Origin of the sequence: Corallococcus carmarthensis, from assembly GCF_003611695.1 — a bacterium.
Classification (GTDB): domain Bacteria; phylum Myxococcota; class Myxococcia; order Myxococcales; family Myxococcaceae; genus Corallococcus; species Corallococcus carmarthensis.
In genome coordinates this window covers 1-25,732 of the sequence record NZ_RAWE01000106.1, presented here as the reverse complement: position 1 = coordinate 25,732, position 25,732 = coordinate 1, and the positions used below count along the sequence as shown (strand labels likewise).

The 25,732-nt window shown below is 71.3% G+C and carries 25 protein-coding genes; 9 read left to right on the top strand and 16 right to left on the bottom strand.

The window, feature by feature from the left end; all coding sequences use genetic code 11:
* Positions 1-22: 22 nt before the first annotated feature.
* Together D7X32_RS25495 and D7X32_RS25490 are read left to right on the top strand one after the other, a co-directional pair.
* The gene (locus D7X32_RS25495; RefSeq protein WP_244239170.1) at positions 23-2,137 is read left to right on the top strand and encodes a M3 family metallopeptidase; all 2,115 of its coding nucleotides are present in this window, start codon (positions 23-25) and stop codon (positions 2,135-2,137) included.
* Between the two features lie 5 nt (positions 2,138-2,142).
* Entirely contained in the window at positions 2,143-2,532 is a 390-nt protein-coding gene (locus D7X32_RS25490) for a VOC family protein (protein WP_120605171.1), read from the top strand.
* Positions 2,533-2,548: 16 nt separating this feature from the next.
* On the opposite strand, the gene D7X32_RS25485 is transcribed toward D7X32_RS25490, so the two are convergent.
* Positions 2,549-3,391: a helix-turn-helix transcriptional regulator gene (locus tag D7X32_RS25485; RefSeq protein ID WP_120605170.1), complete on the bottom strand. Its 843-nt coding sequence runs from the start codon at positions 3,389-3,391 to the stop codon at positions 2,549-2,551.
* A 151-nt stretch (positions 3,392-3,542) separates the two neighbouring features.
* On the opposite strand from D7X32_RS25485, the gene D7X32_RS25480 reads away from it, so the two are divergent.
* Positions 3,543-4,265 carry an SDR family oxidoreductase gene (locus tag D7X32_RS25480; RefSeq protein ID WP_120605169.1) on the top strand — a complete coding sequence of 241 codons (723 nt, stop codon included), beginning with the start codon at positions 3,543-3,545 and terminating at the stop codon, positions 4,263-4,265.
* A gap of 33 nt (positions 4,266-4,298) precedes the next feature.
* On the opposite strand, the gene D7X32_RS25475 is transcribed toward D7X32_RS25480, so the two are convergent.
* Entirely contained in the window at positions 4,299-5,096 is a 798-nt protein-coding gene (locus D7X32_RS25475) for a DUF5995 family protein (RefSeq protein WP_147450259.1), read from the bottom strand.
* A gap of 73 nt (positions 5,097-5,169) precedes the next feature.
* On the opposite strand from D7X32_RS25475, the gene D7X32_RS25470 reads away from it, so the two are divergent.
* On the top strand, positions 5,170-5,511 hold the full coding sequence (locus tag D7X32_RS25470; RefSeq protein WP_244239169.1) for a DHCW motif cupin fold protein: 342 nt from the start codon (positions 5,170-5,172) through the stop codon (positions 5,509-5,511).
* Between the two features lie 6 nt (positions 5,512-5,517).
* Here the strand turns inward: D7X32_RS25470 and D7X32_RS25465 are convergent, their stop codons facing one another.
* Positions 5,518-6,426 (bottom strand): carboxylesterase family protein, encoded by a 909-nt coding sequence (locus tag D7X32_RS25465; RefSeq protein ID WP_120605167.1) that lies wholly within the window; start codon positions 6,424-6,426, stop codon positions 5,518-5,520.
* Between the two features lie 104 nt (positions 6,427-6,530).
* Positions 6,531-7,400 (bottom strand): transcriptional regulator GcvA, encoded by an 870-nt coding sequence (gcvA, locus tag D7X32_RS25460; RefSeq protein ID WP_120605166.1) that lies wholly within the window; start codon positions 7,398-7,400, stop codon positions 6,531-6,533.
* 123 nt (positions 7,401-7,523) lie between these two features.
* On the opposite strand from gcvA, the gene D7X32_RS25455 reads away from it, so the two are divergent.
* The 3 genes from D7X32_RS25455 (at position 7,524) to D7X32_RS25445 (ending at position 11,371) form a co-directional block, all read left to right on the top strand.
* Positions 7,524-8,129: a LysE family translocator gene (locus D7X32_RS25455; RefSeq protein WP_120605165.1), complete on the top strand. Its 606-nt coding sequence runs from the start codon at positions 7,524-7,526 to the stop codon at positions 8,127-8,129.
* A 117-nt stretch (positions 8,130-8,246) separates the two neighbouring features.
* Positions 8,247-9,287 carry an SDR family oxidoreductase gene (locus tag D7X32_RS25450; RefSeq protein WP_120605164.1) on the top strand — a complete coding sequence of 347 codons (1,041 nt, stop codon included), beginning with the start codon at positions 8,247-8,249 and terminating at the stop codon, positions 9,285-9,287.
* Between the two features lie 101 nt (positions 9,288-9,388).
* A complete protein-coding gene (locus tag D7X32_RS25445; RefSeq protein WP_120605163.1) occupies positions 9,389-11,371 on the top strand; it encodes a sensor histidine kinase in 1,983 nt (660 codons plus the stop codon).
* Here the strand turns inward: D7X32_RS25445 and D7X32_RS25440 are convergent.
* Complete coding sequence (locus D7X32_RS25440) at positions 11,357-12,313, bottom strand: alpha/beta fold hydrolase (protein ID WP_120605178.1); 957 nt, start codon at positions 12,311-12,313, stop codon at positions 11,357-11,359. The two genes, D7X32_RS25445 and D7X32_RS25440, sit on opposite strands and share 15 nt — an antisense overlap.
* Positions 12,314-12,556: 243 nt before the next feature.
* Between D7X32_RS25440 and D7X32_RS25435 the strand changes: the two genes are divergently transcribed.
* Complete coding sequence (locus D7X32_RS25435; RefSeq protein ID WP_120605162.1) at positions 12,557-13,543, top strand: lytic transglycosylase domain-containing protein; 987 nt, start codon at positions 12,557-12,559, stop codon at positions 13,541-13,543.
* A gap of 171 nt (positions 13,544-13,714) precedes the next feature.
* On the opposite strand, the gene D7X32_RS25430 is transcribed toward D7X32_RS25435, so the two are convergent.
* The 9 genes from D7X32_RS25430 to D7X32_RS25390 all read right to left on the bottom strand — a co-directional run bounded on the left by D7X32_RS25430 (position 13,715) and on the right by D7X32_RS25390 (position 21,307).
* Complete coding sequence (locus D7X32_RS25430; protein WP_120605161.1) at positions 13,715-14,212, bottom strand: hypothetical protein; 498 nt, start codon at positions 14,210-14,212, stop codon at positions 13,715-13,717.
* A gap of 19 nt (positions 14,213-14,231) precedes the next feature.
* Positions 14,232-14,885 (bottom strand): DUF6585 family protein, encoded by a 654-nt coding sequence (locus tag D7X32_RS25425; protein ID WP_244239168.1) that lies wholly within the window; start codon positions 14,883-14,885, stop codon positions 14,232-14,234.
* Positions 14,886-15,132: 247 nt separating this feature from the next.
* Positions 15,133-16,251: a sensor histidine kinase gene (locus D7X32_RS25420; protein WP_244239167.1), complete on the bottom strand. Its 1,119-nt coding sequence runs from the start codon at positions 16,249-16,251 to the stop codon at positions 15,133-15,135.
* Positions 16,248-16,949 carry a response regulator gene (locus tag D7X32_RS25415; RefSeq protein ID WP_120605160.1) on the bottom strand — a complete coding sequence of 234 codons (702 nt, stop codon included), beginning with the start codon at positions 16,947-16,949 and terminating at the stop codon, positions 16,248-16,250. Before D7X32_RS25415 ends, D7X32_RS25420 begins: the two co-directional genes overlap by 4 nt.
* Entirely contained in the window at positions 16,949-18,148 is a 1,200-nt protein-coding gene (locus tag D7X32_RS25410; protein WP_120605159.1) for a sensor histidine kinase, read from the bottom strand. The genes D7X32_RS25415 and D7X32_RS25410 overlap by 1 nt, the downstream gene beginning before the upstream one ends.
* Before the next feature lie 34 nt (positions 18,149-18,182).
* Positions 18,183-19,574 carry a sigma-54-dependent transcriptional regulator gene (locus D7X32_RS25405; RefSeq protein WP_120605158.1) on the bottom strand — a complete coding sequence of 464 codons (1,392 nt, stop codon included), beginning with the start codon at positions 19,572-19,574 and terminating at the stop codon, positions 18,183-18,185.
* A gap of 68 nt (positions 19,575-19,642) precedes the next feature.
* Positions 19,643-19,924 carry a TraR/DksA family transcriptional regulator gene (locus D7X32_RS25400; protein ID WP_120605157.1) on the bottom strand — a complete coding sequence of 94 codons (282 nt, stop codon included), beginning with the start codon at positions 19,922-19,924 and terminating at the stop codon, positions 19,643-19,645.
* A complete protein-coding gene (locus D7X32_RS25395; protein ID WP_120605156.1) occupies positions 19,914-21,002 on the bottom strand; it encodes a hypothetical protein in 1,089 nt (362 codons plus the stop codon). Before D7X32_RS25395 ends, D7X32_RS25400 begins: the two co-directional genes overlap by 11 nt.
* On the bottom strand, positions 20,969-21,307 hold the full coding sequence (locus tag D7X32_RS25390; protein WP_120605155.1) for a TraR/DksA family transcriptional regulator: 339 nt from the start codon (positions 21,305-21,307) through the stop codon (positions 20,969-20,971). Before D7X32_RS25390 ends, D7X32_RS25395 begins: the two co-directional genes overlap by 34 nt.
* Before the next feature lie 239 nt (positions 21,308-21,546).
* On the opposite strand from D7X32_RS25390, the gene D7X32_RS25385 reads away from it, so the two are divergent.
* Positions 21,547-22,563, top strand: coding sequence for a 2-hydroxyacid dehydrogenase (locus D7X32_RS25385; protein WP_120605154.1), 1,017 nt, complete (start codon positions 21,547-21,549; stop codon positions 22,561-22,563).
* 29 nt (positions 22,564-22,592) lie between these two features.
* Here D7X32_RS25385 and D7X32_RS25380 read toward each other — a convergent pair whose 3' ends face one another.
* Positions 22,593-24,020: an MBL fold metallo-hydrolase RNA specificity domain-containing protein gene (locus D7X32_RS25380; RefSeq protein WP_120605153.1), complete on the bottom strand. Its 1,428-nt coding sequence runs from the start codon at positions 24,018-24,020 to the stop codon at positions 22,593-22,595.
* A 10-nt stretch (positions 24,021-24,030) separates the two neighbouring features.
* Positions 24,031-25,732 (bottom strand): cation-translocating P-type ATPase (locus D7X32_RS25375; protein WP_147450258.1); only part of this gene is annotated, 1,702 nt, incomplete at its 5' end.

Genomic DNA, 25,732 nt, shown 5'->3' with positions numbered 1-25,732 from the left:
TCCTGACCCGTATTCTGTCCACATGCCACGACACAGAATCGCAGCATGCCTCCTCTTCCTGGCGGGCACGGCCTTCGCGGCCCCCGCTTCGTCGCCGGAGGTCCTGCTCGCGCCCTGGTCCGGGCCCCATGGCGGCGTCCCGCCTTTCGACCGCGCGCGAGTGGAGGACTTCGCGCCGGCGCTCGAAGCCGCCATGGCGCAGGCACGGGGAGAACTCGCCGCCATCGCGGACTCGAAGGAGCCCCCCACCTTCGAGAACACCGTCGCCGCGCTGGAGGACTCCGGCCGCGCGTTCAACCGCGTCCACGAGGTCTACAATGCGTGGTCCTCGTTCGTGAGCTCACCGGAGTACCAGGCCGAGGAGCGCGCGATGGCGCCCCGGCTGTCGGCGTTCTGGGATGAGCAGTCCCAGAACCGGAAGCTCTTCCGCCGCGTCAAGGCGGTCCAGGACTCGGCCGCGAAGGCGAAGCTGACGCCGGAGCAGCAGCGCGTCGTGGCGCACTACTCCAACGACTTCGTGCGCTCGGGAGCCCTGCTGGACGCGGCGGGTTCGAAGCGCATGGCCGCGCTCAACCAGCGGCTCGCGACGCTCTACACGACGTTCAACCAGAACGTGCTCGCCGACGAGCAGCGCTACACCCTCCTGGAGAACGAGGCGGACCTGGCGGGCCTGCCGGAGCCCCTGCGAAAGGCCGCGGCGGCCGAGGCCACGGTGCGCGGACAGCCGGGGAAGTGGGCCGTGGCCAACACCCGCTCGGTGGTGGCGGACTTCCTCACGTATTCGGAGCGGCGGGAGCTGCGCGAAAAGGTGTGGCGCAACTACGACAGCCGGGGTGACCACGGCGACGCGCATGACAACAACGCCGTCATCACGCGGATCCTCGCGGCGCGCGCGGAGCAGGCGAAGCTCATGGGCTTTCCCACCCACGCGCACCGGCAGCTCCAACGCGCGATGGTGAAGACTCCCGAGCGCGCGATGCAATTGCTGGAGACGATGTGGACGCCCGCCGTCGCGCGCGTGCGGGAAGAGGTCGCCGCGATGACTGCCATTGCGCGGAGCCAGGGACAGCAGGAGCCCATCGCCCCCTGGGACTACCGCTACTACGCGGAGAAGGTGCGCAAGCAGGCGTATGACTTCGACGACAGCGAGGTGAAGCCCTACCTCCAGTTGGAGACCCTGCGCGAGGGCATGTTCTGGGTGGCGGGCGAGCTCTTCGGCTTCACCTTCACGCCCGCGCCGGAAGTGCCCGTCTTCCACCCGGACGTGCGCGTCTTCGCGGTGAAGGAGCGCGAGAGCGGCCGGGAGCGGGGGCTCCTGTACTTCGACCCCTACGCGCGGGAGGGCAAGTACAACGGAGGGCAGACGGAGACGTACCGCGTCCAGGAGCGCTTCCGGGGCGAGGTTCTGGCCCTGGTGACCATCAGCATGCCCTTCGTGAAGCCGGGGGCCGGAAGCCCCGCGCTGCTCGGCTGGCGCGACGCGCAGACGCTGTTCCACGAGTTCGGCCACGCCCTCCACACGCTGAGCGGGGACGTGACGTACCCGGCGCTGGGTGGCGGCCGCGTGGTGAGCGACTACTCGGAGTTCCCCTCCAAGCTGTTCGAGCACTGGCTCGCCACGCCGGAGGTGCTGAGCCGCTTCGCCGTGCACCACGCGACGGGCCAGCCCATGCCCCAGGCGCTCGTCGCCCGCATCCAGAAGGCGGCGACGTTCAACCAGGGCTTCTACACCGTGGACTACCTGACCTCCGCGCTGGTGGAGATGAAGCTGCACCTGGCGGGAGCGAAGCGCATCGACCCGGACGCGTTCGAACGCGACGTGCTCCGCCAGCTTGGCGCGCCCGCGGAGGTCGGCATGCGCTTCCGCATGCCCCATTTCGGGCACGTCTTCGCCAGCAACGCGTACGCGGCGGGCTACTACCGCTATCTCTGGGCGGACATGCTGGCGGCGGATGCCTTCGAGGCGTTCCAGGAAGGCGCAGGCGCCTATGACGCGAAGGTCGCCGCACGGCTGCGCGAGCATGTCCTGTCCGTGGGCAACACCGTCGACCCGTTCGAGGGCTACCGGAAGTTTCGTGGAAAGGACGCAAGCCTCGACGCCCTGATGCGGGAGCGAGGCTTCGTGCCCATACACTGAGGACCATGCTCGACCACACAGGCATTGGAGTCGCGGACGTCGCCCGTTCGGCCGCCTTCTACGACGCGGCGTTGGGGGCGCTCGGCCTCCGCCGCTCCATCCAGCTTCCCGAGGACACCGGGGCGGATGGCATTGGCTATGGCCGCGACTACCCCATCTTCTGGATCGACCGCTTCCATCCCCACGGCGTGAAGCAACACACGGCCTTCGCGGCCACGAGCCGCGCCCAGGTCGACGCCTTCCACGCGGCCGCGGTGGCGGCAGGTGGAACCGACAACGGCGCTCCCGGGCTGCGCGGCGTCGAAACAGGCTACCCCGCGGGCTACTACGCCGCCTTCGTGCTGGACCCTGACGGCAACAACATCGAAGCGGTCTTCCGGGAAGGTTCTCGCTAGCGCGGTGACGGTGGCCTCACTGCACGGCGCGCACGAACTGCCCCGGGGTGATGCCGACGATGCGCTTGAAGTGCCGGTTGAGCTGGCTCTGATCATAGAGCCCGACCTGGAGCGCGGCCTCGGCGGGCGTCAGTCCCTGTGACAGCAGCCGCCGGGCCCGCGACACGCGCAGATGGGTGAGGTACGCGTGGGGAGGCATGCCCAGCTCCTGGCGGAAGGCACGGCACAGGTGGAACCGGTTCCAGCCCACCTGACGGGCCAGCGACTCCAGCGTGATGCCCTCCGGGATGGCTTCGTGCAGCGCTTCGACCACGCGCCGGACGGGCCAGCGGTAGCGCCGCTCCACCGCGTCCGGTTGCCCCAGACATCCCACGAGGGCGGCGAGGGCTTCGGCCAACGCCGTCTGCGGTTCCAGGGCGTTGGACCGTCCCGCCAAGCCTTCCTCCAGCAAGGCGTGGAGGCGCACGAAGGCGGCCGCCGCGGGCTGCTCCCGTTCCAGTTGGAGTTGGCGAAGGCGCGCGGAGGCCGGAGCCCCCAGGGCCTCGCGGGCTTCCGCGACAAGTGATTCGTCGAAGGCGATCGACTGGAACCGGGCAGGCCCATCACGGCGCAGGTCCCGGTGCACTTCGCCCAGTTGCTTGAGGTCGACTGTCCGGGGCGTGGTGGCGCGGACCTTGCCGCGCCCCCACCACTCCGAGCAGCCCCGCTGCGTCATCGTCACCGAGAAGCGTTCCTTCACGGAGCGCAACAGCCGGCCGTCGGTCCTGAAGCGCACCCACTGCACGCCCGGCAGTTCCGGAAACAGGAAGGTCTGGACGGACAACGGGCCATCCAGGACGGCGCGATGGGGAACAGGCACGGTGGGATCCTAACGCCGGGCGTCCCTGGCGCTTGGGCGAAGTTGACATGCACGGCGTGTCAACAACGTCCAAGCCGCGCGTGCCTCCCACCCGTTACGCCTGGGTTCGGAATCCCGGCCATCCCCTCCCCCGGCCGGGCAGGAAGGCGTCATGACAGGCATCCAGGACAAGGTCATTGCCATCACCGGAGCAAGCAGCGGCATTGGCGAGGCGGCGGCATTGCTGCTCGCCGGGCGTGGGGCCAAGGTCGTCCTCGGCGCGCGCCGGCTGGAGCGGTTGGAGCCGCTGGTGGAGCGCATCACGAAGGCGGGCGGAGAAGCCATCGCTACCCGGATGGACGTGAGGCGGCGTGAGGACGTCGCAGGGCTCGTCCGCCTGGCCTGTGAGCACCATGGCAGGCTGGACGTGCTCATCAGCAACGCGGGCAGCCTGGCTGTCTCCCCGCTGGACGACCTGCGCGTCGACGACTGGGAGGAGCTGGTCGATACCAACATCAAGGGCGTGCTGTACGGCATCGCCGCGGCACTGCCTGTCTTTCGCAAGCAGGGCTTCGGACACTTCATCAACACCGCGTCGACCGCGGCGCATCGAATCGTGCCCGGTCAGGCGATCTATGCCGGAACGAAGTTCGCCGTGCGCGCCATCTCCGAAGGCCTGCGTCAGGAGGCAGGCGCCACGCTGCGGGTGACGGTCATCTCTCCGGGAATGACCCGGACGGGCTTCATGGAGCACGTGAAGGATCCGGAGCTCCGGGCCCGGATGGAGATCGCGATTCCACCGGATGCGATTGCCCGGGCCATGGCCTTCGCCATCGAGCAGCCGCCCGACGTGGACGTGGGCGAGGTGATTGTGCGTCCCACGGCGCAGGGCTGAGCGGTCGAGAAGCCGTGAAGGGCCCTGGCCTGGCTACCCGCCAATCACCTGGACGTTGTAGGCGATGTCCTTCGACTCGGCTTCGCGGATCCACGCGAGCAGGCCTTCCACCAGGGCTCCCGGCTGGAGGATGAGCTTGCCCAGGTCAGCCACCACCTGATCGTGCGCCGCGATCATGGGTGCCCACTGCTCCTGCGGCAGCGGCGCGAGCAGCTCCGCCAACAGCCAGGCCCCCTCGCGGGCGGCGTCCATCGCGAAGTTGAAGATCTTGTCCTCCCCGTCCGGGCTGATGGCCTCCAGCCGCTTCAGGCGCGGGGACACCTCTCCAAGCTCCACTTCAATCACCGACACCAGCCTCGACAGCAGCGTGTTGATGCGGTTGAAGTCCTCCTTCAACGACGCGAGCTCGTGCCCCGGCGCCACGGTGGCCGCCGCGATGCCCAGGTCCAGGTTGATGTGAGCGTTCATCCCCAGCAGCAACTGCTGGAGGATCAACGGCGAGTCGTCCGGCAGCGAATCGAACGCCAGCTTCCAGGACTTCGTCAGCGGCCCTCCGGATGAATAGGCATTCCAGGCCGCCAGGAAGCGGCTGGCGAAGACGACGTCCAGCTTCCCCATCCGCTCGTTGTCCTGGAAGACATTGCCCGCGATGATCGCCCGCCGCACGTTCACCGTCACCCGCTCGTAGAGCGCCGTGAAGTAGCCAATGCGGTTCGGTGTCCGCAATGACTGGTCGATGATGTCATTCGCCTGCGCGATGACCCCATCGATGGTCGTGGGAGGAGCCGGAGGCGCGGACGGGACAAGGGGAACTGCGAGGTTCAGGGCCATGGTGCGCAAGAGCAGAGAGGATTTGGGAGTTCCCTGCAACCTGGAGTAAGGGCCGCACGAGCCCTGTCCCGAAATGGAGCCCCTTCTGAAGATCTCGAACATTCCCTTCAGCACAGCGGACTGGAACACGATCCAGCCCACGGAGCACCCGGGGACATCCGGGAAGGCGCTCTGGCGGACGATCCAGGCAGGAGACATCCGGGTCCGGCTCGTTGAGTACACACCCGGGTACGTGGCGGACCACTGGTGCAGCCGCGGTCATATCCTGCTCGTGCTCGAGGGAACGCTGCACACGGAGCTGAAGGACGGCCGGCATTTCGAGCTCGGACCGATGATGAGCTACCAGGTCGCCGATGATGACGGGGCCCACCGCTCGTCCACAGAGACAGGGGCCCGGCTCTTCATCGTGGACTGAGGTCGCTCAGCGGTGCTGGGCGAGCATCCAGTCCCAGAACGCGTAGTTGTCGTACTGCTGGGTCCAGCAGTCGTGAACACCTCCGGGCAGCACGGTGAGGCGCGCGATGGCGCTCCCGGAGGCCACCACGCCGGGCTGCGGCGTCCACGTGGGGCTGCTGGCGCCCGGGAACAGGTACGTCACCGGCTGGGCCGGCGCCGTCACCTGGACCGGCTGGAACAGGCCGTAGTTCTTCGTCACGCCCGTCATCCAGGAGGTCTCAGCCGAAAGGGAGCTGCCGTCCGCGAACGAATGCACCGCCCACACCGGCACGTTCTTCAGCTGGGTGATGGTGGGGCCCGGCGCGCCGATGTTGGTGGCCATGGGCGCCAGCGCGGCCAGACGGCTCCCATATGTGTACGCGTACTGCCAGCTCCCATACCCGCCGAAGCTGATGCCCGTCAGGTAGATGCGCGTCGTGTCCACGCGGTAGTTCGCCACCAGGAAGCTGACGAACGCATCGATAGCCGCCGGCTGCCAGTTCGTCGCCGCGCGCGGCGTGAAGACCATCACTTGGTGCTGTCCGAAGTACGCCTTGCCCTGGCTCGAGTAGCGGATCTTCTTCAGCGCTCCGTGGCGGGTCACCACCTCCAGCAGGTTCGCCTCCGTCGGCGACGTGCCGAACTCACCGTTCCCGTTCAGGTGGATGATGACCGGATAGGTGCCAGTGGACGTCAGGTAACCCGGCGGCAGGTACTCACCGTAGCCGTAGCCCGCCCCCGTGCTCGCGGGCAGCCGGGCCACGACCTGGTCCTCGGTGGTGATGGTGAGCGCTGATTCGTGCGTTCCCCACGCGTCGGCATCCCCCGGCTCGAAGCCGCTTCCGCAGGCGACGGCTCCCACCGCGACAACCAGCGCAATCCATTGCATCCGCATGGTGCCCTCCAGGTCTGGGTTTGGCGCACCCATATTCTGCTATTACAGATAAAAATAGGAAAGCAGCTATATCCAGGAAAATTACAACCATGGGTACCACGGGGTCAGCGCCGGGCCTCTTCGAGCACCCAGGCCTTGAAGGCCGCGACGTCCCCGCGGCCCGCCAGGGGACGCGGGTGCACGAGCCAGTAGCTGTAGTCATTGGGAAGGACCGCCTTGAAGGGCTGCACCAGCCTGCCCGCCTTCAGGTCGTCGGCCGCGAGCATCAGACGCCCCAACGCCACGCCATCCCCGAGCCGCGCGGCCTGGAGCGCGAGCCCGGCGTCGTTGAACACGGGGCCTCGCTCGGCGTCCACGCCCGTGACTCCGGCGGCATCCAACCAGCGCCGCCAGCCATCCTTGGGCGAGTCATGAATCAACCGGACCTTCTCCAGGTCCCCAGGCGTACGGAGCCGCTTCGCCAGCGCCGGGGTGCACACGGGCGCCAGCCTCTCCGGCGCGAGCTGCTCCGCCTTGAGCCCCGTCCACCGGCCCAGTCCGGAGCGGATGCCCACGTCGAAGCGGTCGTCGAGGAAGTCCCAGAGCGCCTCGGAGCTGCTCACATGCAGCTCGATGTCCGGATGCTGCTTCCGGAAGCGCTCCAGGCGCGGCAGCAGCCAGCACGAAGCGAAGGACGGCAGCACGGTGAGGCGCAGCGGTCCCTGCTCGCGCGCGTACAGCCGCGTGGTCGCTTCGGACATGCGCTCGAACACGGGTGTCAGTTCGCGCAGGTACGCGGCGCCCCTCGCCGTCAGCGTCAGCGCATGGCCCCGGCGATCGAACAGGGAGACCCCGAGCCAGTCCTCCAGCTGCCGCACCTGATGGCTGATGGCCGCCTGGGTCACGCGCAGCTCCGTGGCGGCGCGGGTGAAGCTCAGGTGCCGCGCTCCCGCCTCGAAGGCTCGGAGGGCACCCAGCGGTGGAATGCGACGCATGCTCGATGAGCCCCTTTTATCGAGCACGCGAGGATAGCTCGCTGGGTCGGCGCCCAGAAATGGAGTCTGTCCTGTGCAGCGAGAAGGCGCGATGGACGCGCCTCGCGCGCGAGGTGCCCCGTCATGATTTCCGCCGAGGTGTGGGTGTTGTTCCTGGGCTACGCGGTGCCCATGGTGGTGAGCCCCGGTCCGGGCAACACGGTGCTCGCCACCGCCGGAGGGCGCTTCGGCGTCCGGGGCAGCCTGCCCTTCTGGATGGGTTTCGAGGCGGCCAACGTCGCGCTGTGCCTCCTCTACGGCATCGGGCTGGGACGGGTGCTGCAAGGGGTGCCAGCGCTGCACCAGGTCCTGCGCTGGGGCAGCGTCGCGTACCTGCTCTACCTCGCGTGGGGCTTCTTCCGCGCCTCGGCCACCCCGGGTGAGGCGAACGACGCACCCGCGCGCCTGGGGTTCGTGGAAGGGCTGCTCGCGGTCGCGCTCAACCCGAAGATCCACTCGATGATCCTGGTGATGTTCTCCCAGTTCCTCGACCCCGCCCGGGGGATGTTCTCCCAGGCGGCGCTGCTGACCGCGGCCTTCCTCGCCGTCTGCGTGGCGTGCCACTTCCCGTGGATCTACGGCGGGAAGCTCATCCTGGGGCGCTTCCGCTCCGAGCGCGCGATGCGCATCCAGGGCTGGACCTTTGGCGCCTGCATGGTCGCCGTCGCGGCCTACGTGGCCCTCGCCTGACACCGGCGCTGCCGCGCGCCGTGAAGGTGCACTTCAAGGCCCTTGCCGAATCCGGCCGTTCTCCCGCGCCCGCCGCGCGGACAGACTCCCCCGCATGAACATGAAGACGAGGCGGCGATGAGCACGGTCCTGGTCACCGGCGGGTCTGGATTCATCGGCGGTCATTGCATCGTGCAGCTCCTGGCGGCGGGCCATCAGGTGCGCACCACGGTGCGGAACCTGAAGCGCGAGGGCGAGGTGCGCGCCATGCTGAAGGAGGGCGGCGTGGAGCCGGGCCCCCGCCTGTCCTTCGCCGCCGCGGACCTGATGCAGGACGCGGGCTGGGCGGAGGCCGTGGCGGGCTGCGACTTCGTGCTGCACGTGGCGTCCCCCTTCCCTGCCGGCGTCCCCAAGCACGAGGACGACCTGATCATCCCCGCGCGGGAAGGGGCGCTCCGCGTGCTGCGCGCCTCGCGCGACGCGGGCGTCAAACGCGTGGTGTTGACGTCCTCGTTCGCCGCGATCGGCTACGGACATCCCCCCGGCAAGACGCAGTTCACCGAGGCGGACTGGACGGATCCGCAGCGCCCTGGCGTGGCCGCGTACCAAAAGTCGAAGACGCTGGCGGAGCGCGCGGCCTGGGACTTCATCGCCCGCGAAGGCGGCGGCCTGGAGCTCTCCGTCGTCAACCCGGTGGGCGTGTTCGGGCCCGTGCTCGGGCCGGATTACTCCAGCTCCATCATGCTGCTGAAGCAGTTGCTGGACGGCGCCATGCCCGCCGTTCCCCGGCTCTACTTCGGCGTCGTCGACGTGCGCGACGTCGCGGACCTGCACCTGCGCGCGATGACGCATCCGGCAGCCAAGGGAGAGCGCTTCCTCGCTGTCGCGGGGGACTTCCTGGCGCTCATCGACATCGCGCGGATCCTCCGGACCCGCATGGGAGACGTGGCCCGGAAGGTCCCGACGCGGCAGCTTCCGGACTGGCTGGTGCGGCTCGCGGCGCTGTGGACTCCGGTGGCGCGGCAGACCCTGCCGGAGCTGGGCAAGGTGAAGAATGGCTCCAACGAGAAGGCGCGGCGCGTGCTCGGCTGGGCGCCGCGCTCCAACGCGGAGTGCCTGGTCGCCACCGTCGAAAGCCTTCAGCGTCTGGGATTGCTGAAGGACGGCCCGAAGCCCTGACGGTGCCCGGCCGGCCGGGGCCCGGCGCGTCCGCTCCCTGTCGTCGCGGAACGGCGGCTCGCGGCCCGCGTGTTTCATGACCTGGAGGAGCCGTGGCACGCATGGAGTGCACCCACGCAGGGCAGAACACGGATGTGCTCTTCCGCTTCCTCGTCCAGAGCGCGAAGGACCGGGCCATCTTCGGCATCGACCTTCAAGGGCACATCATCAGCTGGAACCCGGGCGCCGAGCACATCAAGGGCTGGCGCGCCGACGAGGTCCTGGGGCAGCACTTCCGCATGCTCTTTCCCGAGGATTACCGCCAGCAGGGGCTTCCGGAATCAGAGCTGCAGGAGGCCTTCCAGACGGGCCACTTCCAGGGCGAGGAACCCCGGCTGCGCAAGGACGGGAGCCTCTTCATCGCGGAGGTGGACCTGTGGCTCCTGCGTGACGACACGGACCACCCCTGCGGGTTCGTGAAGGTCACGCAGGACGTCACCGAGCGCAAGCAGGCGGAGGCAGCGCTGCGGCAGAGCGAGGCGCGGCTGAGCGCCATCCTCGCCTCGCTGGACGAAGGCGTCACCCTGCACGACGAGCACGGGACCATCCGCTTCGCCAACACCGCCGCCGAGGAACTGCTGGGCCTGTCCGCGAACCACCTGCTGGGCCGCACCCCTTTTGACCCACGCTGGGGCGCCATCCGGGAGGACGGAAGCCCGTACTCCGGCGAAGAGCATCCGCACATGCATGCGCTTCGCACGGGCGAGAGCGTGGCCGGCGCCGTGGTAGGCATCCACCATGCGGGGGGAAACCGCATCTGGCTGTCGGTCAATGCCCGGCCGCTCCGCACGCCCGGCGACCACATCACGGGCGCCGTGAGCTCCTTCATCGACATCACCGCGCGCAAGCAGGCGGAAGAGGAGCGCGCGGACCTGCTTGCCCGCGAGCGGGCGGCGCACGCCGAAGCGGAAGCCGAGCGCCACAAGCTCTACGCCATCTTCGAGCAGGCCCCGGTGGGCATCGCCATCTTCCGGGGCCCACGCCACGTCGTTCAATACGCCAACGCCGTCCAGTGCCGCTTCTGGGAGCGAAGGTACGAGGAGGTGCTCGGCAGGCCCTTCATCGAGGTGCTGCCGGAGGAGCTGGGGCCGTCCGTCATCGCTACGGCCTGCGACCCTGTCTTCCAGAAGGGGGAGGCCCGGGTCTTCACGGAGGAACGCTTCCAGTTCACCCGCCGGGACACGGCTGAGCGGGTGGAGCGCTATTTCAACTTCACGCACGTGCCCATGCGGGACCGGGATGGCACCGTCGAGGGTTTCATGGCGGTGGCCTGGGACGCCACGGACGCGGTGAAGTCGCACCAGCGCGCGGCGGTCCTGACCCAGCAACTCCAGGACCGCGTGAACTTCGAACAGCAGCTCATTGGCATCGTCAGCCATGATCTGCGCACCCCGCTCAACGCCATCCACCTGACGGTGAGCGCCATGGCCCGCCGCGAAGAGCTCGACGCGCGCACCGCCCAGTCCGTACTGCGCATCCAGTCCGCCGTGCACCGCGCGGTCCGCCTCGTCGGAGACCTGCTCGACTTCACCCAGGCCCGCCTGGGCGGAGGCATCCCCATCGCGCCCCGCGCCGCGGACCTGCACCAGGTGGCCCGGCAGGTGTTGGATCAGGTGGATGCCGCCCACCCCGGCCGCACCCTGCGGGTCCAGGAACGGGGCGACGCGACGGGGGAATGGGACTCCGAGCGGATTGCCCAGGTGGTGCAGAACCTGGTGACGAACGCCCTCAAGTACAGCCCTGAATCCAGCCCGGTGCAGGTGAAGACCCGAGGCGAGGAGGGATGGGTGTGCCTGTCCGTCCACAACCAGGGCCCGCCCATCCCTCCAGAGAAGCTGCCCAGCATCTTCGAGCCCCTCCAGCGCGCGACATCGGAGGTGGACTCCACCGGCCGCAGCGTGGGCCTGGGGCTCTACATCGTGAAGCAGCTGGTGGAGGCCCACGGCGGCACCGTCGCCTTCACCTCCACCCTCAAGGAAGGCACCACGTTCACCGTGCGCCTTCCCCGGAGCAGGCCCGCGGCCACCGGCTCACGCGGGCAGTGACTTCAGGAAGGCCAGCAGGGCCGCGTTCACTTCCTCGGGGCGCTCCTGCTGGATCCAGTGGCCCGCCCCCGGGAGGACGAGCATTTGCTGGAGGTTCGGCACCAGCGCCTTCATGGCGTCCACGGGAGCGAAGGCGCGGCCCGGATCCTTCTCACCGATGATGAACAGGGCGGGCTGCTGGATGATGGCCGTCGCGAGTTGGGGCAATTCCTCCCAGTCGCGGTCCATGTTGCGGTAGCGATTGAGCCCGCCGCGAAAGCCGCTGTGCGCGAGCTCCTTCGCGAAGTGCGCGACGTCCGCCTCCGTGAGCCACGCGGGCAACGCATCCGGCACCTGGAGGCCCGTGAGGAACCCGTCGCCCTTCCGGCGTGACCGCACGGCCTCGGCCTGCGTGTCGAAGCCGGGGACGCCGCCCAGGGTGATGCGGAGCGTCCTCGGGATGTCCGCTTCGAGCTCCGCCTCGGCGACGCCCGGCTCCTGGAAGTAGAGGATGTAGAACCACTTCTCCGCGAACACGCGCCGGAAGAGCTGCGTGGGCGGCATGGGCGCGCGGCCCAGGTGCGGCACGCTCATGCCGACGACGGCGCGGAAGCGGTCCGGGTGCAGCGCGGCGCAGTTCCACGCCATCGCCCCGCCCCAGTCGTGGCCCACCACCACGGCGGTCCTCTCCCCCAGCGCATCGAGCAGGCCCACGAAGTCCGCCAGCAGGTGCTTCATGCTGTACGCCTCGATGGGTTCGGGTCTGTCGCTCTGTCCGTAGCCGCGAACGTCGGGCGCGACGGCGTGGTAGCCGGCCTCGGCGAGCGCACGGAGCTGGTGGCGCCACGAGTAACTGGACTCCGGCCAGCCATGGAGGAGCAACACCAGGGGCCCCTGGCCGGCTTCGGCGAGGTGCAGGTGGATGCCATTCGTCCGGACGGTGCGGTGGGTGATGTCGGCCATGGGGCCGTTCTGCACGACGCACTCCCCTCCCGCCACCCGAGAGTACGCGCGGGTTCGGATGATGACGGTGGGCATCGGGCCGGTGACAGGAGTCATCAGACGCGCTCCCGGAGGCCACGCGCGTTGCCCGTGAAATCCGTGGGTTGCCAGCACCGGTCCGGCCCGCGGGGGCTGGCACGGCCGCTGCTATGGGGTCCCGTATCGCTTCACCCGAAACCCAATCCCTTTCGAGGAACCCCCACCATGGCCATCTCGCCCCTTCGCAGCGCCTCCGCTCCCGTGTCCCACATGCCGGTGCAGGACGCCGCCAGCGCCCGTCCCGCCAGCTTCCAGGTTTGCGGTGGGGAGGGAGTCGCCTCCAGCCAGAAGATGGGCATGAAGCGGCCCTCACCGGGGCTCGCGGCGCTCCAGCAGGACGGCTTCGACGCCGGCTCCGGCAAGGGCGCGGAGCTGGGCAAGCTGCTGCAGGACACGCTGTCGGCGCTGACCTCCATCGTCCAGTTGGTGGCGCAGGCCGTGCCGGGCGGCGCGCAGGCGCTCCAGGGCGCTTCCGGAGCGCAGGGGGCCGCGAGCGGGAAGTCCGGCTCGGGTTCGCCGCCGTTCTCCGACAGCAGCTTCACGCCGCAGGCTTCCTCGGGCCGTCCTCCCGTGGCGCTCAATGGCAACACTGGCGTCGTGGGCCCGGCGGCTTCGCAGGGCAACACCGGCGTCGTGGGCCCGGCGGCTTCGCAGCAGACGCAGTCCACCGGCGGCTCGAAGCTGGGCGGCAACCTGCCCGCGGGGCTGGAGAAGTTCCGGGGCGCCATCGAGTCCGCCGCCGCCAAGACGGGCATGCCGGCGGAGATGCTGGCCGCGCAGATATGGCAGGAGTCGCGCGGCAACCTGGAGGCCGTCACCACCAACGGCGGCAACGGCCTGACGGACACCGGCCTGATGCAGGTCAACCCCAACACCTACGGAGAGCTCCAGGCGAAGCACCCGGAACTCCAGGGCAAGAACCTCTCCGACCCGGAGACCAACATCCTCGCGGGCGCCTTCTACATGAAGGACATGAAGGCGCAGTTCGGCAGCGATGAGCTGGCCCTGCGCGCCTACAACTCCGGCCCCAACGGCGTGGACCGCAGCAACCCGGACGCCATCCCCGCCGGCACGGGCGACGCCACCTACGTGCAGAAGGTGAAGTCCTTCATGAACACGCTGGCCACCGGCCAGGGCACGCTGCCCCCGTGACGCACCCATGACGGAAGCATTGCGCCCCCCGGGGGAAAGGGGCGGGAGCGGCGTCTGGCTTCACGCCTCATGACCCCTGCCCTCTTCCGTCCATTCGCGTTGGCGGCAATCTCCTCCACGGGGCTGCTCCTGGCCGCGTGCGCTGGCGTGACGCCCACCCCGTAGCCTGGGTCAGCGCGTCGCGGGAGCCCCGCCACCCTGGCTGTAGCTGTCGCAGAGCGCCATGTACTCGTCGCTGTCCATGGCGAGCGCGGAGACCCGCATCTTCTTCACGCGGGGCTTCGCGAGCGTGGTCTTGATCTGAACCATCTTGATGCCGGGCAGGCCCATGTAGGACTGCTCGACGAAGAGGTTCTCCTGCATGTCCTCCCACGCGATGAGCACGCCGTCCGGGAAGCGGATGCCGTCCCGGCCGATGAGCAGCACGGGGCTGTCCAGCTGCCCCAGCCCCCGAACGCAGTTGAACAACATCCAGGCCGAGGCCAGGGTGATGAACGCGACGAAGATCCAGACGTTGCTCTGCGAAAGCGACTTCCAGGTCAGCACGCCGAAGAAGACCGTCGCCAGCGCCCAGATGACGACGCCCGCGATGAGCTTGGCCCGCGAGTAGTAGATGGCGCGCGGCTGTTCCGCCTGCTTCTTGGACTGGGGGGAGCGGTAGATTTCCATGTCGGGGTGCCCGTGAGGGTCAGCCGGCCAGCCGGTCTGACAGATAGGCCAGCAGGACTGGCGCGTTGATGACCTTCGCTTCGTCGAACTTCCGGGTCCTGCCCTGGGCGACGATGACCAGCTCGCGGGACGAGTAGCCCTGGTCCACCTCGTCCTGGAGGCGGATGCTCTCGATGTCGGCCCAGCGCAGCAGCCGCCCCCGGTGGATGAGCCCCGCGTCGCCCAGGGTCAGCGGCCCGAAGCGCACCGGCTTCCCCGCGGACACCTGGAGGTTCACGCGCTCCAGCAGGCGCGACACGACCTGGGCCGTCACCGCCTCGTGCAGCGTCTCCGCGTCGCTCCACAGGTCCAGCCGCAGCCGCAGCGTTCCGCCCGTGTGGCGCAGGATGACGCGGTCGTGCGCGTGCTGTTCGATGATCTCCCGCACGTCCCGCCACCGGATCCGCGTGGCGTCGGCGCGCAGTCCCTCGTCATCCACCGTCAGCGCGTGCGGCGCCCACAGCCAGGCGAAGAGGTCGCGGGCCCGCCACCCGAGGACGTAGAGGCAGCAGGGGATGCCCAGCAGCAGCAGGTGGAACCCGAACGGGCTCCGCAGCACGTCCTGGATCATCCGGTGCGGAAGCAGGGGCACGCCCAGCGGATCCAGCAGCGCCGCGGCCTCGACGTAGAACAAGGCCAGGCCCGCCAGGAACCAAGACAAGGAGTGTGTGGGAAAGATCTTGTGGTGCGAGTGCTTCAGTGACGCCTCCAAACAGCCCGGGCGTCTATAAACAATCACCCCTGTCTCCGCGACGTGTTTCGCCCCTCGGGCGTACGTTCTCGCGGGCTGGGAAAAACACGCTCGCGGGCTGAGACAGCAATGTCTGACTTTGCCTGGAATCTCCTTTATCCAATCACAGACGCGTTCCAGCCCCCGGGCCTCACGCCTCCGGCTTCGCCGCGGGCACGCGCACGGTGAAGCGCGCACCGCCCAGCGGTCCATCCTCCACCTGGAGGGTGCCGCCGTGCTGCGTGACGATGGCATGCACGATGGAGAGGCCCAGCCCGCTGCCGCTCGCCTTCGTCGTGAAGAAGGGCTCGAAGAGCCGCCCCCGCGCGTCCACCGGCACGCCCGGCCCGCTGTCGTCCACGCACAGCGCCACGTCCCCGCCGTGCGCGCTCGCGCTGAAGCACACCCGGCCTCCTGGCGGCGCCGCCTCCAGGGCGTTGAGCGCGAGGTTGAGCAGCACCTGCCGCAGCCGCTCCTCCTCCCCCCACACCTCCAGCCCCCCCGGAGGCTCCACCTCCAGCGTCACGCCGCGCTGCTCGGCCTGCCAGGACAAGAGGCCGCGCACCCGCTCGAACAGCGGTGCCACCGCCACGCCGCTCGACCTGAACTCGCGCGGGCGGGCGAACTGGAGGAAGTCCTCGAGGATGTGGTCCAGGCGGCGGATCTCGTCGCGCACCAGCAGGAGCGGCTCCAGCAGCGGCCCCTGGACGGCCTCGTCCAGCCTGCGCACCCGCCGCTCCAGGACGGTGAGCTGCAGGGCGGCGGCGTTGAGGGGGTTGCGGATTTCATGCGTCAGCCCCGCGGTCAGCGTGCCCACCGCGGCCAGCTTCTCCGACATCTGCGCCCGCCGGGCCAGCGCCTGCTTCTCGCGGTGCAGCCGCACCTGACGCAGGGCCTGCTCCAGGGTCACCAGCAGCTCCGGCGTGGCGCAGGGCTTGAGCAGGTAGGCGCAGGCCCCCGCGTGCACCGCGGCCACCGCCGCCTCCAGCATGCCCAGGCCGGTGAGCAGCACCACCTCACCGTCCGGCACGCTCGCCTTGAGCTGGGGGGCCAGCCGCGTGCCCTCGCCATCCGGCAGCCGGACGTCCACCAGCGCCACGTCGAAGCCCGCCCGGGCCCGCTCCAGGGCCCCCGCGCAGTTCGTCGCGACGGCGACCTGGTAGCCCTGGTCCTCCAGCAGCTCCTTCATGTTGTCCACGAAGGCCGCGTTGTCATCCACCACCAGCACGCGGGGACGCTCCGCCGCGCTCCGCGGCCCCGGCGCCGTCACGCGCGGCCTCCGTGCACCTGTTCGAGCGCGGCGAGCAGCGCCCCGGTGTCGAAGGGCTTGCACACGAGCCGGCCCTCGAAGTCCCCGGGCAGCGCCTCCGGGAACGCCGTGACGACGAAGGGGGTGGTCGCGGGGAAGCGCTCCTGAACGCGGCGCAGGGCCTCACCGTCGGGGCCGCCCGGCACGCGCAGGTCCACGAGCGCGGCGAAGGGGCGAAGGGGTTCGAGCCCCGCCACGTCCGGCACCGAGCGCGCGACCACGGCCGTGAAGCCGCGCTCGCGCAGCACCTCCGTGAGGTTGTCCGCGAGGCGCGCGTCGTCCTCCACCAGCACGACGAGCCCGTCGCGGCGGGCGTGCGCGAGCAGCTCCACCAGCGCGCGCACCGGCACCGGCTTGGGCAGCACCGCGAGCACGCCCTCGGCGCGCGCCCGCGCGAGCTCGGCCTCCGCCGGGTGCGCGGTGACGACGATGGCCGTGAGCCCGGGGTCGGACTGGCGCAGGTGGTGCACCAGCATGGCGCCGCTCATCCCGGCCATGCACATGTCGGTGATGAGCACGTCGTAGTGCTGCTCGCGCGCGGCCTGGAGCGCGGCCTCGCCGCAGTCCACCACCGTGGCCGTGTGGCCCTCGTCCTCCAGGATCTCCGCCAGGTTCTCCGCGAAGGCCCGGTTGTCATCCACCAGCAGGAAGCGGCCCATCAGGAAGGCTCCGGCGTCAGGGGAAGCTCCACCACGAAGCGGGCCCCTCCCGGCCCCCCGTCCCCCGGGGCGTACGCGATGCCGCCGCCATGCCGCTCCAGGATGCGCCGCACGAGCGCCAGGCCCAGGCCCAGGCCCCGCGCCTTGGTGGTCATCAGGGGCTCGAAGACGCGCGCGCGGATGGCCGCGTCCAACCCCGGGCCGCTGTCCTCCAGCACCAGCTGGACCCGCCGCGCGCCGGCCTGGGGAAGGTCCGCCGTCAGCCGCACCTCGCCCTCTGCCTCGCCCAGGGCCTGCACGGCGTTCTGCACCAGGTTCACGAAGACCTGCCGCAGCTGCACCGCGTCCCCCTCCAGGGGCGGCAGGGACTCCAGCCCTTCCGCGAGCACGCGCACGTGCCCGGGCGGCGCGACGGTCTCCAGCGCGGAGGTCCAGACCTCCGCCAGCCGCAAGGGCGCGCGGACCAGCGGGCGGGAGCGGATCATGTCCAGCAGGCTGGTGACGATGTGGTTGGCGACCTCCACCTGTTCGCCGATGCGGTCCAGGTGCTTGGCCACGCGCGCGTCCTCCCGCGAGGCGGGGCGGCCCTTGAGGATGAAGAGCGAGGTCTCGATGACGCCCAGCGGGTTGCGCAGTTCGTGGCCGATGGAGCCCACGAGCTGCCCGAAGGTCGCCAGCCGCTCGGCCCGGGCCGCCTGGGCCAGCAGGTCCTCGCGGTAGGTGTGCAGCATGATGGCCAGCTCCAGGTCCAAAATCTTCCCCAGCGCGCGGCCCAGGCGGGCGGACCGGCCGGGCGCGTCCCGCAGCGCCTCCTCCAGCACCGCCGTCAGCTCCTGGCGCAAGAGGTTCATGGCGCCGAACATGTAGTGCTGCGGCAGGTGGATGCGCACGTGCACCCGCCCGATGCGGCAGCGGCGCTCGAAGTACGCCGCGTCCCAGGGGCCCAGCAAGAGCGACCCCATCCAGTCGCGCAGGGTCACCTTGAGGTGGCCCACCTGGCTCTCGCCGCCCTCCAGGGCCGTGCGCGCCTCCGGGTGTTCGAGGATGCGCCGGTAGAAGACGTCCGCGATGCGCTCGAAGTGCGCGCAGGCAATGGGGTGCAGCTCCCGCAGGGCCTCCCCGTCATCGGGGGAGAAGCCCACGTAACGCTGGAGCTCCTCCAGGACGTTGTCCGTCGCGCCTCCGGTTCCGGCTTCCATGGCGATTCCCTTCTTCCTTCTTCCGTGCGCGGGCCTAGGAGGCGGCGGCCGGGTCCTCGTCCGGCGCGGGGCCCCCGCCGCCGTACTCCTTGAGCTTGTATTGGATCTTCCGCACGCTGATGCCCAGCACCTCCGCGGCGCGCGTGGTGGACCCCTGCACCATCTCCAGGGTGCGCAGGATGGCCTCCCGTTCGATGGTGGCGAGCGTCGCGCCGGGGATGAGCCGTTCGCCGGCCCCGGCGCTGGGGCGGGGCCCGCGCAGCACGGGCGGCAGGTCGTCCGCCGTGAGCTCCTCGCCCCTCGCCAGCACCACGGCGCGCTCCACCGCGTTCTCCAGCTCGCGGATGTTGCCCGGCCAGTCATGGCTCATCAGCGCGTCCAGGGTGCCGGGGGCCAGCCCCTTCACGGCCTTGCCGTGCAGGGCGTTGCAGCGCTCGATGAAGTGGCTCACCAGCGCGGGGATGTCCGCCTTGCGCCGGCGCAGGGGCGGCAGCGTCACCGCCACCACGTTGAGCCGGTAGTAGAGGTCCTCGCGGAAGCGGCCCGCCTTCACCTCCGCCTCCAGGTCGCGGTGGGTGGCCGCCACGATGCGCACGTCCACCTTCACCGTCTGCGTGCCGCCCACGCGCTCGAACTCGCGGCCCTGGAGGACGCGCAGGAGCTTCACCTGCACGGCGGGGGAGATTTCGCCAATCTCGTCCAGGAACAGGGTGCCGCCGTCCGCCAGCTCGAAGCGGCCCTCCTTGCGCGCGACGGCGCCGGTGAAGGCCCCCCGCTCGTGGCCGAACAGCTCGCTCTCCAGCAGGCTTTCGCTGAGCGCCGCGCAGTGCACCTTCACGAAGGGGCGCGCCTTGCGCGGGCTGAGCTCATGCAGCGCCTGGGCGACCAGCTCCTTGCCCGTGCCGCTCTCCCCCAGGATGAGCACGGTGGCCCGCGTGGGGGCCGCCTGGTGGATGAGGGCGTAGACGCCCTGGAGCTCCGGGGCGTCCCCGATGATGTTGCCCACGCGGAAGCGCTCCGCCACCCGCTCGCGCAGCTGCCGGGCCTCCTGCTTGAGCCGGCGCGTCTCCAGGGCCTTGTCCAGGACGACGAGCACCGCGTTCAGGTCCAGCGGCTTGGTGAGGTAGCTCTCCGCGCCCAGGCGCATGGCCTCCACCGCCGCCTCCACCGTGGCGAACGCGGTCATCACCACGAAGGTCGCGTCGCTGCCGGACTCGCGCGCGCGGCGCATCAGCGTGAGCCCGTCCATGCGCGGCATCCGCACGTCGGTGAGCACCAGCGAGGGGGCGAAGTCCGCGAGCACGCCGAGCGCCTCGGCGCCGTCCGCGGCCTCGCGCACCTCGTAGCCCTCCTCTCCCAGCAGGGTGGCCAGGGCTCGCCGCGCGTTCGCCTCGTCGTCCACGACCAGGATGCGTTCTTGGGCCATGCCCCTGATTACCAGAGATGCCCCGCAAGAGGCGTCCGGAGGCGGCTCCCCGGCCAGCGTCATCAGCCTCATCCGCGCACGTCCCGGGCCTCCGCGCAGGCCAGGCAGCAGCGCGCCTCCGGGACGGCGAGCAGCCGCTGCCGCCCGATGGCGCCACCGCACCGTTCGCAGCCACCGAAGAGGCCCCGCTCGATGCGCGCCAGCGCCGCCTCCACCTCCTCCAGCTCCCGCCGCGCGGGATCCCCGCCAGGCAGGGAAGCGGCCCCGCCGGGAGGGCACTGGCCGCGCAGCGCGGCCCGGCGGGACGACAGCATCTGGCGCGCGAGGGTCACCATGGGGTCAGCGCGCATCGGTGCCTCCTACGGCAGCCCCGGGCGCGGCCTTGGGCGCGGCCCGCGCCGCGAGCACTCCCGGCACCGCGAGCGCCGCCACGGCCACCGTCACCAGCGCGGCGCCGGCGAGCTCCCGGACGCCCACCCCGGGCAGCCCCAGCCACACCGACAGCACGAACGTCGCGCCCACGCCCGCGAACACGCTGGAGGCGCGGTTGATGGGCACGGTGAAGGAGTTCTCCCGCGCGTCCAGCAGCACCAGCCCGCCGAAGATGCCGCTGCCCTGGGAGAGCAGCCCCACGGCCAGCTCCACGGGCAGCGTGGGGCGGGTGAACATCCCGGTGAAGCCCTCGCGCAGCAGCGCCGCCGCGCCGCCCACGTCCGCCCAGGCCCACAGCGCGAGCAGCACCACGAGCGCGGGCGCGGCCACCATCTGCTCCTCCACGAAGTAGCGCTCGCGCGCGCCGGGCACGTGGTTCTTCGCCAGGCGGCTCATGAAGCGCAGGCGCACGAAGTAGCTGGCCACGTACACCGCCCAGTCCAGCCCGGCCGCCAGCGAGAGGCGGGGGTCCGTGCCGGGCCCCGCCGCGACGAGCAGCGCCGCGAGGCTCAGGCCCAGCGCCACGCGGGAGGGCCACGCCACGTGCCGGCCCCCCAGCAGGTCCACCAGCGGCGCCAGCACCAGCACCCCGCCGCGCATCAGCAGCATCATGAAGACGATGGAGGTGCCGTCGAAGGTGTACGCGAGCGTGGTGGTGGCGATGATGCCCGTGGTGCACAGGCCCGACAGGAACGTCCAGCGCCCCGGCCACGGCAGCTCCACCGGCCCGAAGCGCCGCCGCCCCGCGTGCCGGAACCCGCCGCTCCACCACAAATAGGTGAACATCCCCACCAGCGTGGCCAGCGCCGTGGAGGGCAGGAGCACGAAGCCCGGCAGCCCCGCGGACATGCCCGGCAGCGCGCCCAGGCTCAGCGCCTTGGTGAGCGCGCTGTAGGGCAGGTAGCAGGCGAAGTAGCCCAGGGCGAACCACCCGATGGAGACCGGGGCTTCCCGTGGCGCGCTCACCGGGTCCGCGCCGCGCAGCGCAGGCAGCACCGCGCCTCGGGCAGCGCCTGGAGCCGCTCGGGCTCGATGTCCGCGCCGCAGCCCTCGCACCGGGGCAGGCCCTCCGGCGGAAGGTGCGCCAGCGCCACCTCCACCGCCTCCAGCGCCCGCGCCTCGCGCGCGTCGAGCTCGTCGAGCAGCCGCGTCTCCTCCAGCGCCACCGCGCGGTCCACCCACTCCGGGGCCCCGGTGCCGGTGACCTCCCGCAGCAGGCGCCGGTGCTGGCGCCGCGCCTCCAGCAGGGTCCGCCACCGCTGCCGCAGCTGCTCTCCGACCGCTTCCCGCATGGCGTCCATGGCTCGACCTCCGGTGGAGCGCCCGGAGGTTCCGGGGCCCGGGTCCGTTCATTTTCAGGATGCGTGCCAGTCCGGCGCCAGGGCGGGCCGGCCAGAGCACCGCAGGGATTGCGCGGCGCCCCGTGCACCGCGCAACGCTTGCGCGAGGACGGCCCCGCGGGCCGGTGTCGCGGGCGAGCATGGAGGATGCAGTGTCCGGGGAAAAGCCCCTGGCCGCCCACGGCGCGAGGAACACCCCCATGCGCATCGCCTTCTTCGACACCCACCGCTTCGACCGCACGGCCTTCGAGGAGGCCAACGCTGGCTTCGGCCACGCCCTCACCTGGTTCGAGCCCCGCCTGACGCCGCAGACGGTGGGGCTGGCGGCGGGCTTCCCCGGGGTGTGCTCGTTCGTCAACGACCGGCTGGACGCCGCGTGCCTCCAGGCGCTGGCGCAAGGGGGCACGCGGCTGGTGGCGCTGCGCTCCGCGGGCTTCAACCACGTGGACCTGGTGGAGGCGGAGCGGCTGGGGCTCACCGTCGTCCGCGTGCCCGAGTACTCGCCGCAGGCCGTGGCAGAACACACCGCCGCGCTCGTGCTCGCGCTCAACCGCAAGGTGCACCGCGCCTACGCCCGGGTGCGCGAGTGGAACTTCTCCCTGGACGGGCTGGTGGGCTTCGACCTGTACGGCAAGACGGTGGCCCTGGTGGGCCTGGGACGCATCGGCCGCGCCACCGCGCGCATCTTCCACGGCTTCGGCTGCAAGCTGCTCGCGGTGGACCCGCGGCTCTCCGGAAGCGACGCGCGGGCGCAGGGGCTGGAGCCCGTGACGCTGGAGGACGCGCTCGCCCGCGCGGACGTCCTCTCGCTGCACGTGCCCCTCACGCCCGGCACGCGCCACCTCATCGACGCGGCGGCGCTCGCCCGGATGAAGCCCGGGGCCATGCTCATCAACACCGGGCGCGGGGCGCTCATCGACAGCCACGCCCTGCTGGAGGCGCTCAAGTCGGGCCACCTGGGCGCCGCGGGCCTGGACGTGTACGAGGAGGAGGAAGGCATCTTCTTCCAGGACCTCTCCGGCCAGGTGCTCCAGGACGACGTGCTCGCGCGCCTGCTCACCTTCCCCAACGTGCTCATCACCGCGCACCAGGCCTTCCTCACCCGCGAGGCGCTGCACGCCATCGCCCGGACCACCCTCGAAAGCGTCACGCGCTTCGAGCGGGGCGAGCCCCTGGGGGCGACGGAGGTCCGGGCCGAGCAGGTGCTCCCGCGCTGACAGCCCGGCCCGCCCCGGGCGGCGCGGCCCTACCGCAGCGTCACGCGCTCGCCGTCGCGCGCCACCCGCACGCGCCAGCCCATGCGCTCGCGGATGCTCCTGGCGAGCGCTTCGGAGGCGCCGGGCTCCCCGTGGACGAGCCAGGTCTCGCGCGGCGGGCGCGGGAAGGTGCGCAGCCAGCCGAGCAGCTCCTCCCGGTCCGCGTGCGCCGACAGGCCGTCCACCGTCTCCACCCGCGCCCGCACGGGGACGTCCTCGCCGTGGATGCGCACCGTGGCCGCGCCGTCCTGGAGCGCGCGCCCCCGGGTGCCCGCGGCCTGGTAGCCCGCGAGCACCACCGTGTTGCGCGCGTCCGGCAGCAGGTGCTTCAGGTGGTGCAGCACCCGGCCTCCGGTGGCCATGCCGCTGCCCGCGAGGATGACCCGGGGGCCCGTCCTCGCCAGCAGCGCCTGGGACTCCTCCGCGGTGCGCACCCAGTGGTGCTCCGAGCCGCACAGCGGACAGCGCGCCTGTTCGGTGAGCCGCCGCATGTCCACGTCATGGTCCTCCGGGTGGCGGCAGTAGAGCTCCGTCACGTCCTGCGCCATGGGGCTGTCCAGGAACACGGGGACGTGCGGCAGGCGCTGCTCGCCGCGCAGGCGGTGCAGCGTCCAGAGCAGCTCCTGGGCGCGCCCCACCGCGAAGACGGGGATGACCACCGCGCCGCCCTGGTGGGCCGTGCGCGTGATGACGCGCGCCAGCTTCTCCTCCGGCCAGGTCGCGTGCACGCGGTCGCCGTAGGTGGACTCCAGGAGCAGCACGTCCGCCCCGGGCACGGCTTCCGGGTCGCGCAGGATGGGGCGGCCCGGGCGCCCCAGGTCCCCGGAGTAGACCAGGTGGCGCGCGGCGTCCCCCCGGCCCCAGGCGACGTCCACCGTGGCCGAGCCGAGGATGTGGCCCGCGCGCCGGAAGGTCACCTCCAGCCCTTCGCATGGCGCGAAGGGCGTGCCGTAGGGATGCGTGCGAAGCAGCGCGAGCACACGCCGCGCGTCCTCCACCGTGTAGAGCGGCAGCGCGGGCTGGTGCCGGGAGTAGCCGTGGCGGTTGGCCCGCTCCGCGTCCTCCTCCTGGAGGTGCGCGGAGTCGAGCAGCAGCGGCTCCAGCAGGTCGGCCGTGCCCGGGGTGCAGTGGATGGGGCCGGCAAACCCACCCCGGACCAGCAGCGGCAGGGCGCCGGAGTGGTCCAGGTGGGCGTGGCTGAGGACCACGGCGTCCAGCGTCACCGGGTCGAACGGCGGCGGCTCCCAGTTGCGCAGGCGCAGGCCCTTGAGCCCTTGGAACAGGCCGCAGTCGAGCAGCACGCGGCGCTGCTCGCGCCCCTCTGTCTCCAGCAGGAACTTCGAGCCGGTGACGGTGCCCGCCGCCCCCAGGAACCGCAGCGTGACCGTGGGCGCCCCTTCGTCGTCCGTCAGGTACATACGTGTCTCCTCAGCCGTTCGGCGTCGCCATGGCGCGGCCCACCCCGCGCAGCACGAGCTTGCGCAGCTCCAGCACGCTCACCGGGATGAGCCCCAGGCCCAGGGCGAGCGCGACGTGCGCGGCGTCCAGCGGCACGAGCGAGAAGAACGCGGCGAGCAGGGGCACCTCCGGCAGGGCCACCTGGAGCGCCAGCGTCACGGCGGCCACCGCGAGCAGCGGCCGGTTGTTGAACGACCCGACCTCCCAGTGGAGCAGCCCGCCGCTGCGCGCGGCGAAGGCCCGCAGCACCTGGCAGGACACCAGCACGGTGAACGTCAGCGTGCGTGCCTCCTCCAGGGGCATGCGCTCCATCGACCAGAGGAAGGTGCCCAGCGTGACGCAGGCGTCCAGCAGCCCGGTGGCCAGCACCGCGCCCCACTCCCGCGCGCCCAGCATGGGTTCGTCCGGGCGTCGCGGCGGCCGCCGCATCACGTCCGGCGGCACGGGGTCCATCACCAGCGCCAGGGCGGGCAGGCCGTCGGTGACGAGGTTCACCCACAAGAGGTGCAGGGGCAGCAGCGGCAGGGGCAGGCCCAGCAGCGACGCGCAGAGCATCAGGACCAGCTCGCCGCCATTGCCGGCCAGCAGGTAGACGAGCGTCTTGCGGATGTTCTCGTAGATGCCGCGCCCCTCGCGCACGGCGGCCACGATGCTCGCGAAGTTGTCGTCCGTGAGGATGAGGTCGGACGCCTCGCGGGTGACCTCCGCGCCGGTGCGGCCCATCGCGATGCCGATGTGCGCCTCGCGCAGGGCCGGCGCGTCGTTCACCCCATCCCCGGTCATGGCGACCACCTCCCCGCGCGCCTTCCACCCCCGGACGATCTGGAGCTTCTGTTCCGCCGTGGCCCGCGCGTGCACGAGCCCCTCTGGTGATTCGCCCTCGCGCAGCAGGCCCAGCTCCTTCGCGATGGCCAGGGCCGTGGCGGGGTGGTCGCCGGTGATCATCACCGTGCGCACCCCGGCCTCGCGCGCCGCGCGCACGGCCTCCACCGCTTCGGGCCGGGGCGGATCCGCCAGCCCCACCAGTCCCACCAGCGTGAGGTCCCGCTCGTCGGGGCCCCGCCCCTCCGCCACCGCCAGGACGCGCAGGGCACGCCCCGCCAGGGAGGCCAGGGCCTCCGTCACGCCCGGGGGCACCTGCCAGCACAGCGGCAGGAGCGCCTCCAGCGCGCCCTTCACGTAGAGCACCCCGTCCGCGCGCAGGACGCTCATGCGCCGCCGGTCCGAATCAAAGGGCTGCTCCGACACCCGGGGGCGCTCGCGCTCCACGTCCGCGCGCTCCACGCCCCTCGCCCGCGCGGCCGCGAGCAGCGCCAGCTCCGTGGGGTCGCCCGCGCCGGGCCCCTGGACGGGCAGCTCCGCGTCGCAGCACGCCGCCGCCACCTCCAGCACGCGGTGCGCGGCCTCCGGGGGCCACACCTCGCGCACCTCCATGACGCCCAGGGTGAGCGTGCCCGTCTTGTCCGTGCAGATGACGGTGGCGGCGCCCAGCGTCTCCACCGCCTGCATCCGCCGCACGAGCACGTGGCCCTTCACCATGCGCTGCACGCCCACCGCGAGCGCGAGCGTCACCACGGTGGGCAGCCCCTCCGGCACCGCCGCGACCGCGAGCGCCACCGCCGCGAGCAGCAGCGCCACGCCCGCCTCCCCTGTCTCTGATACACATCTCCGA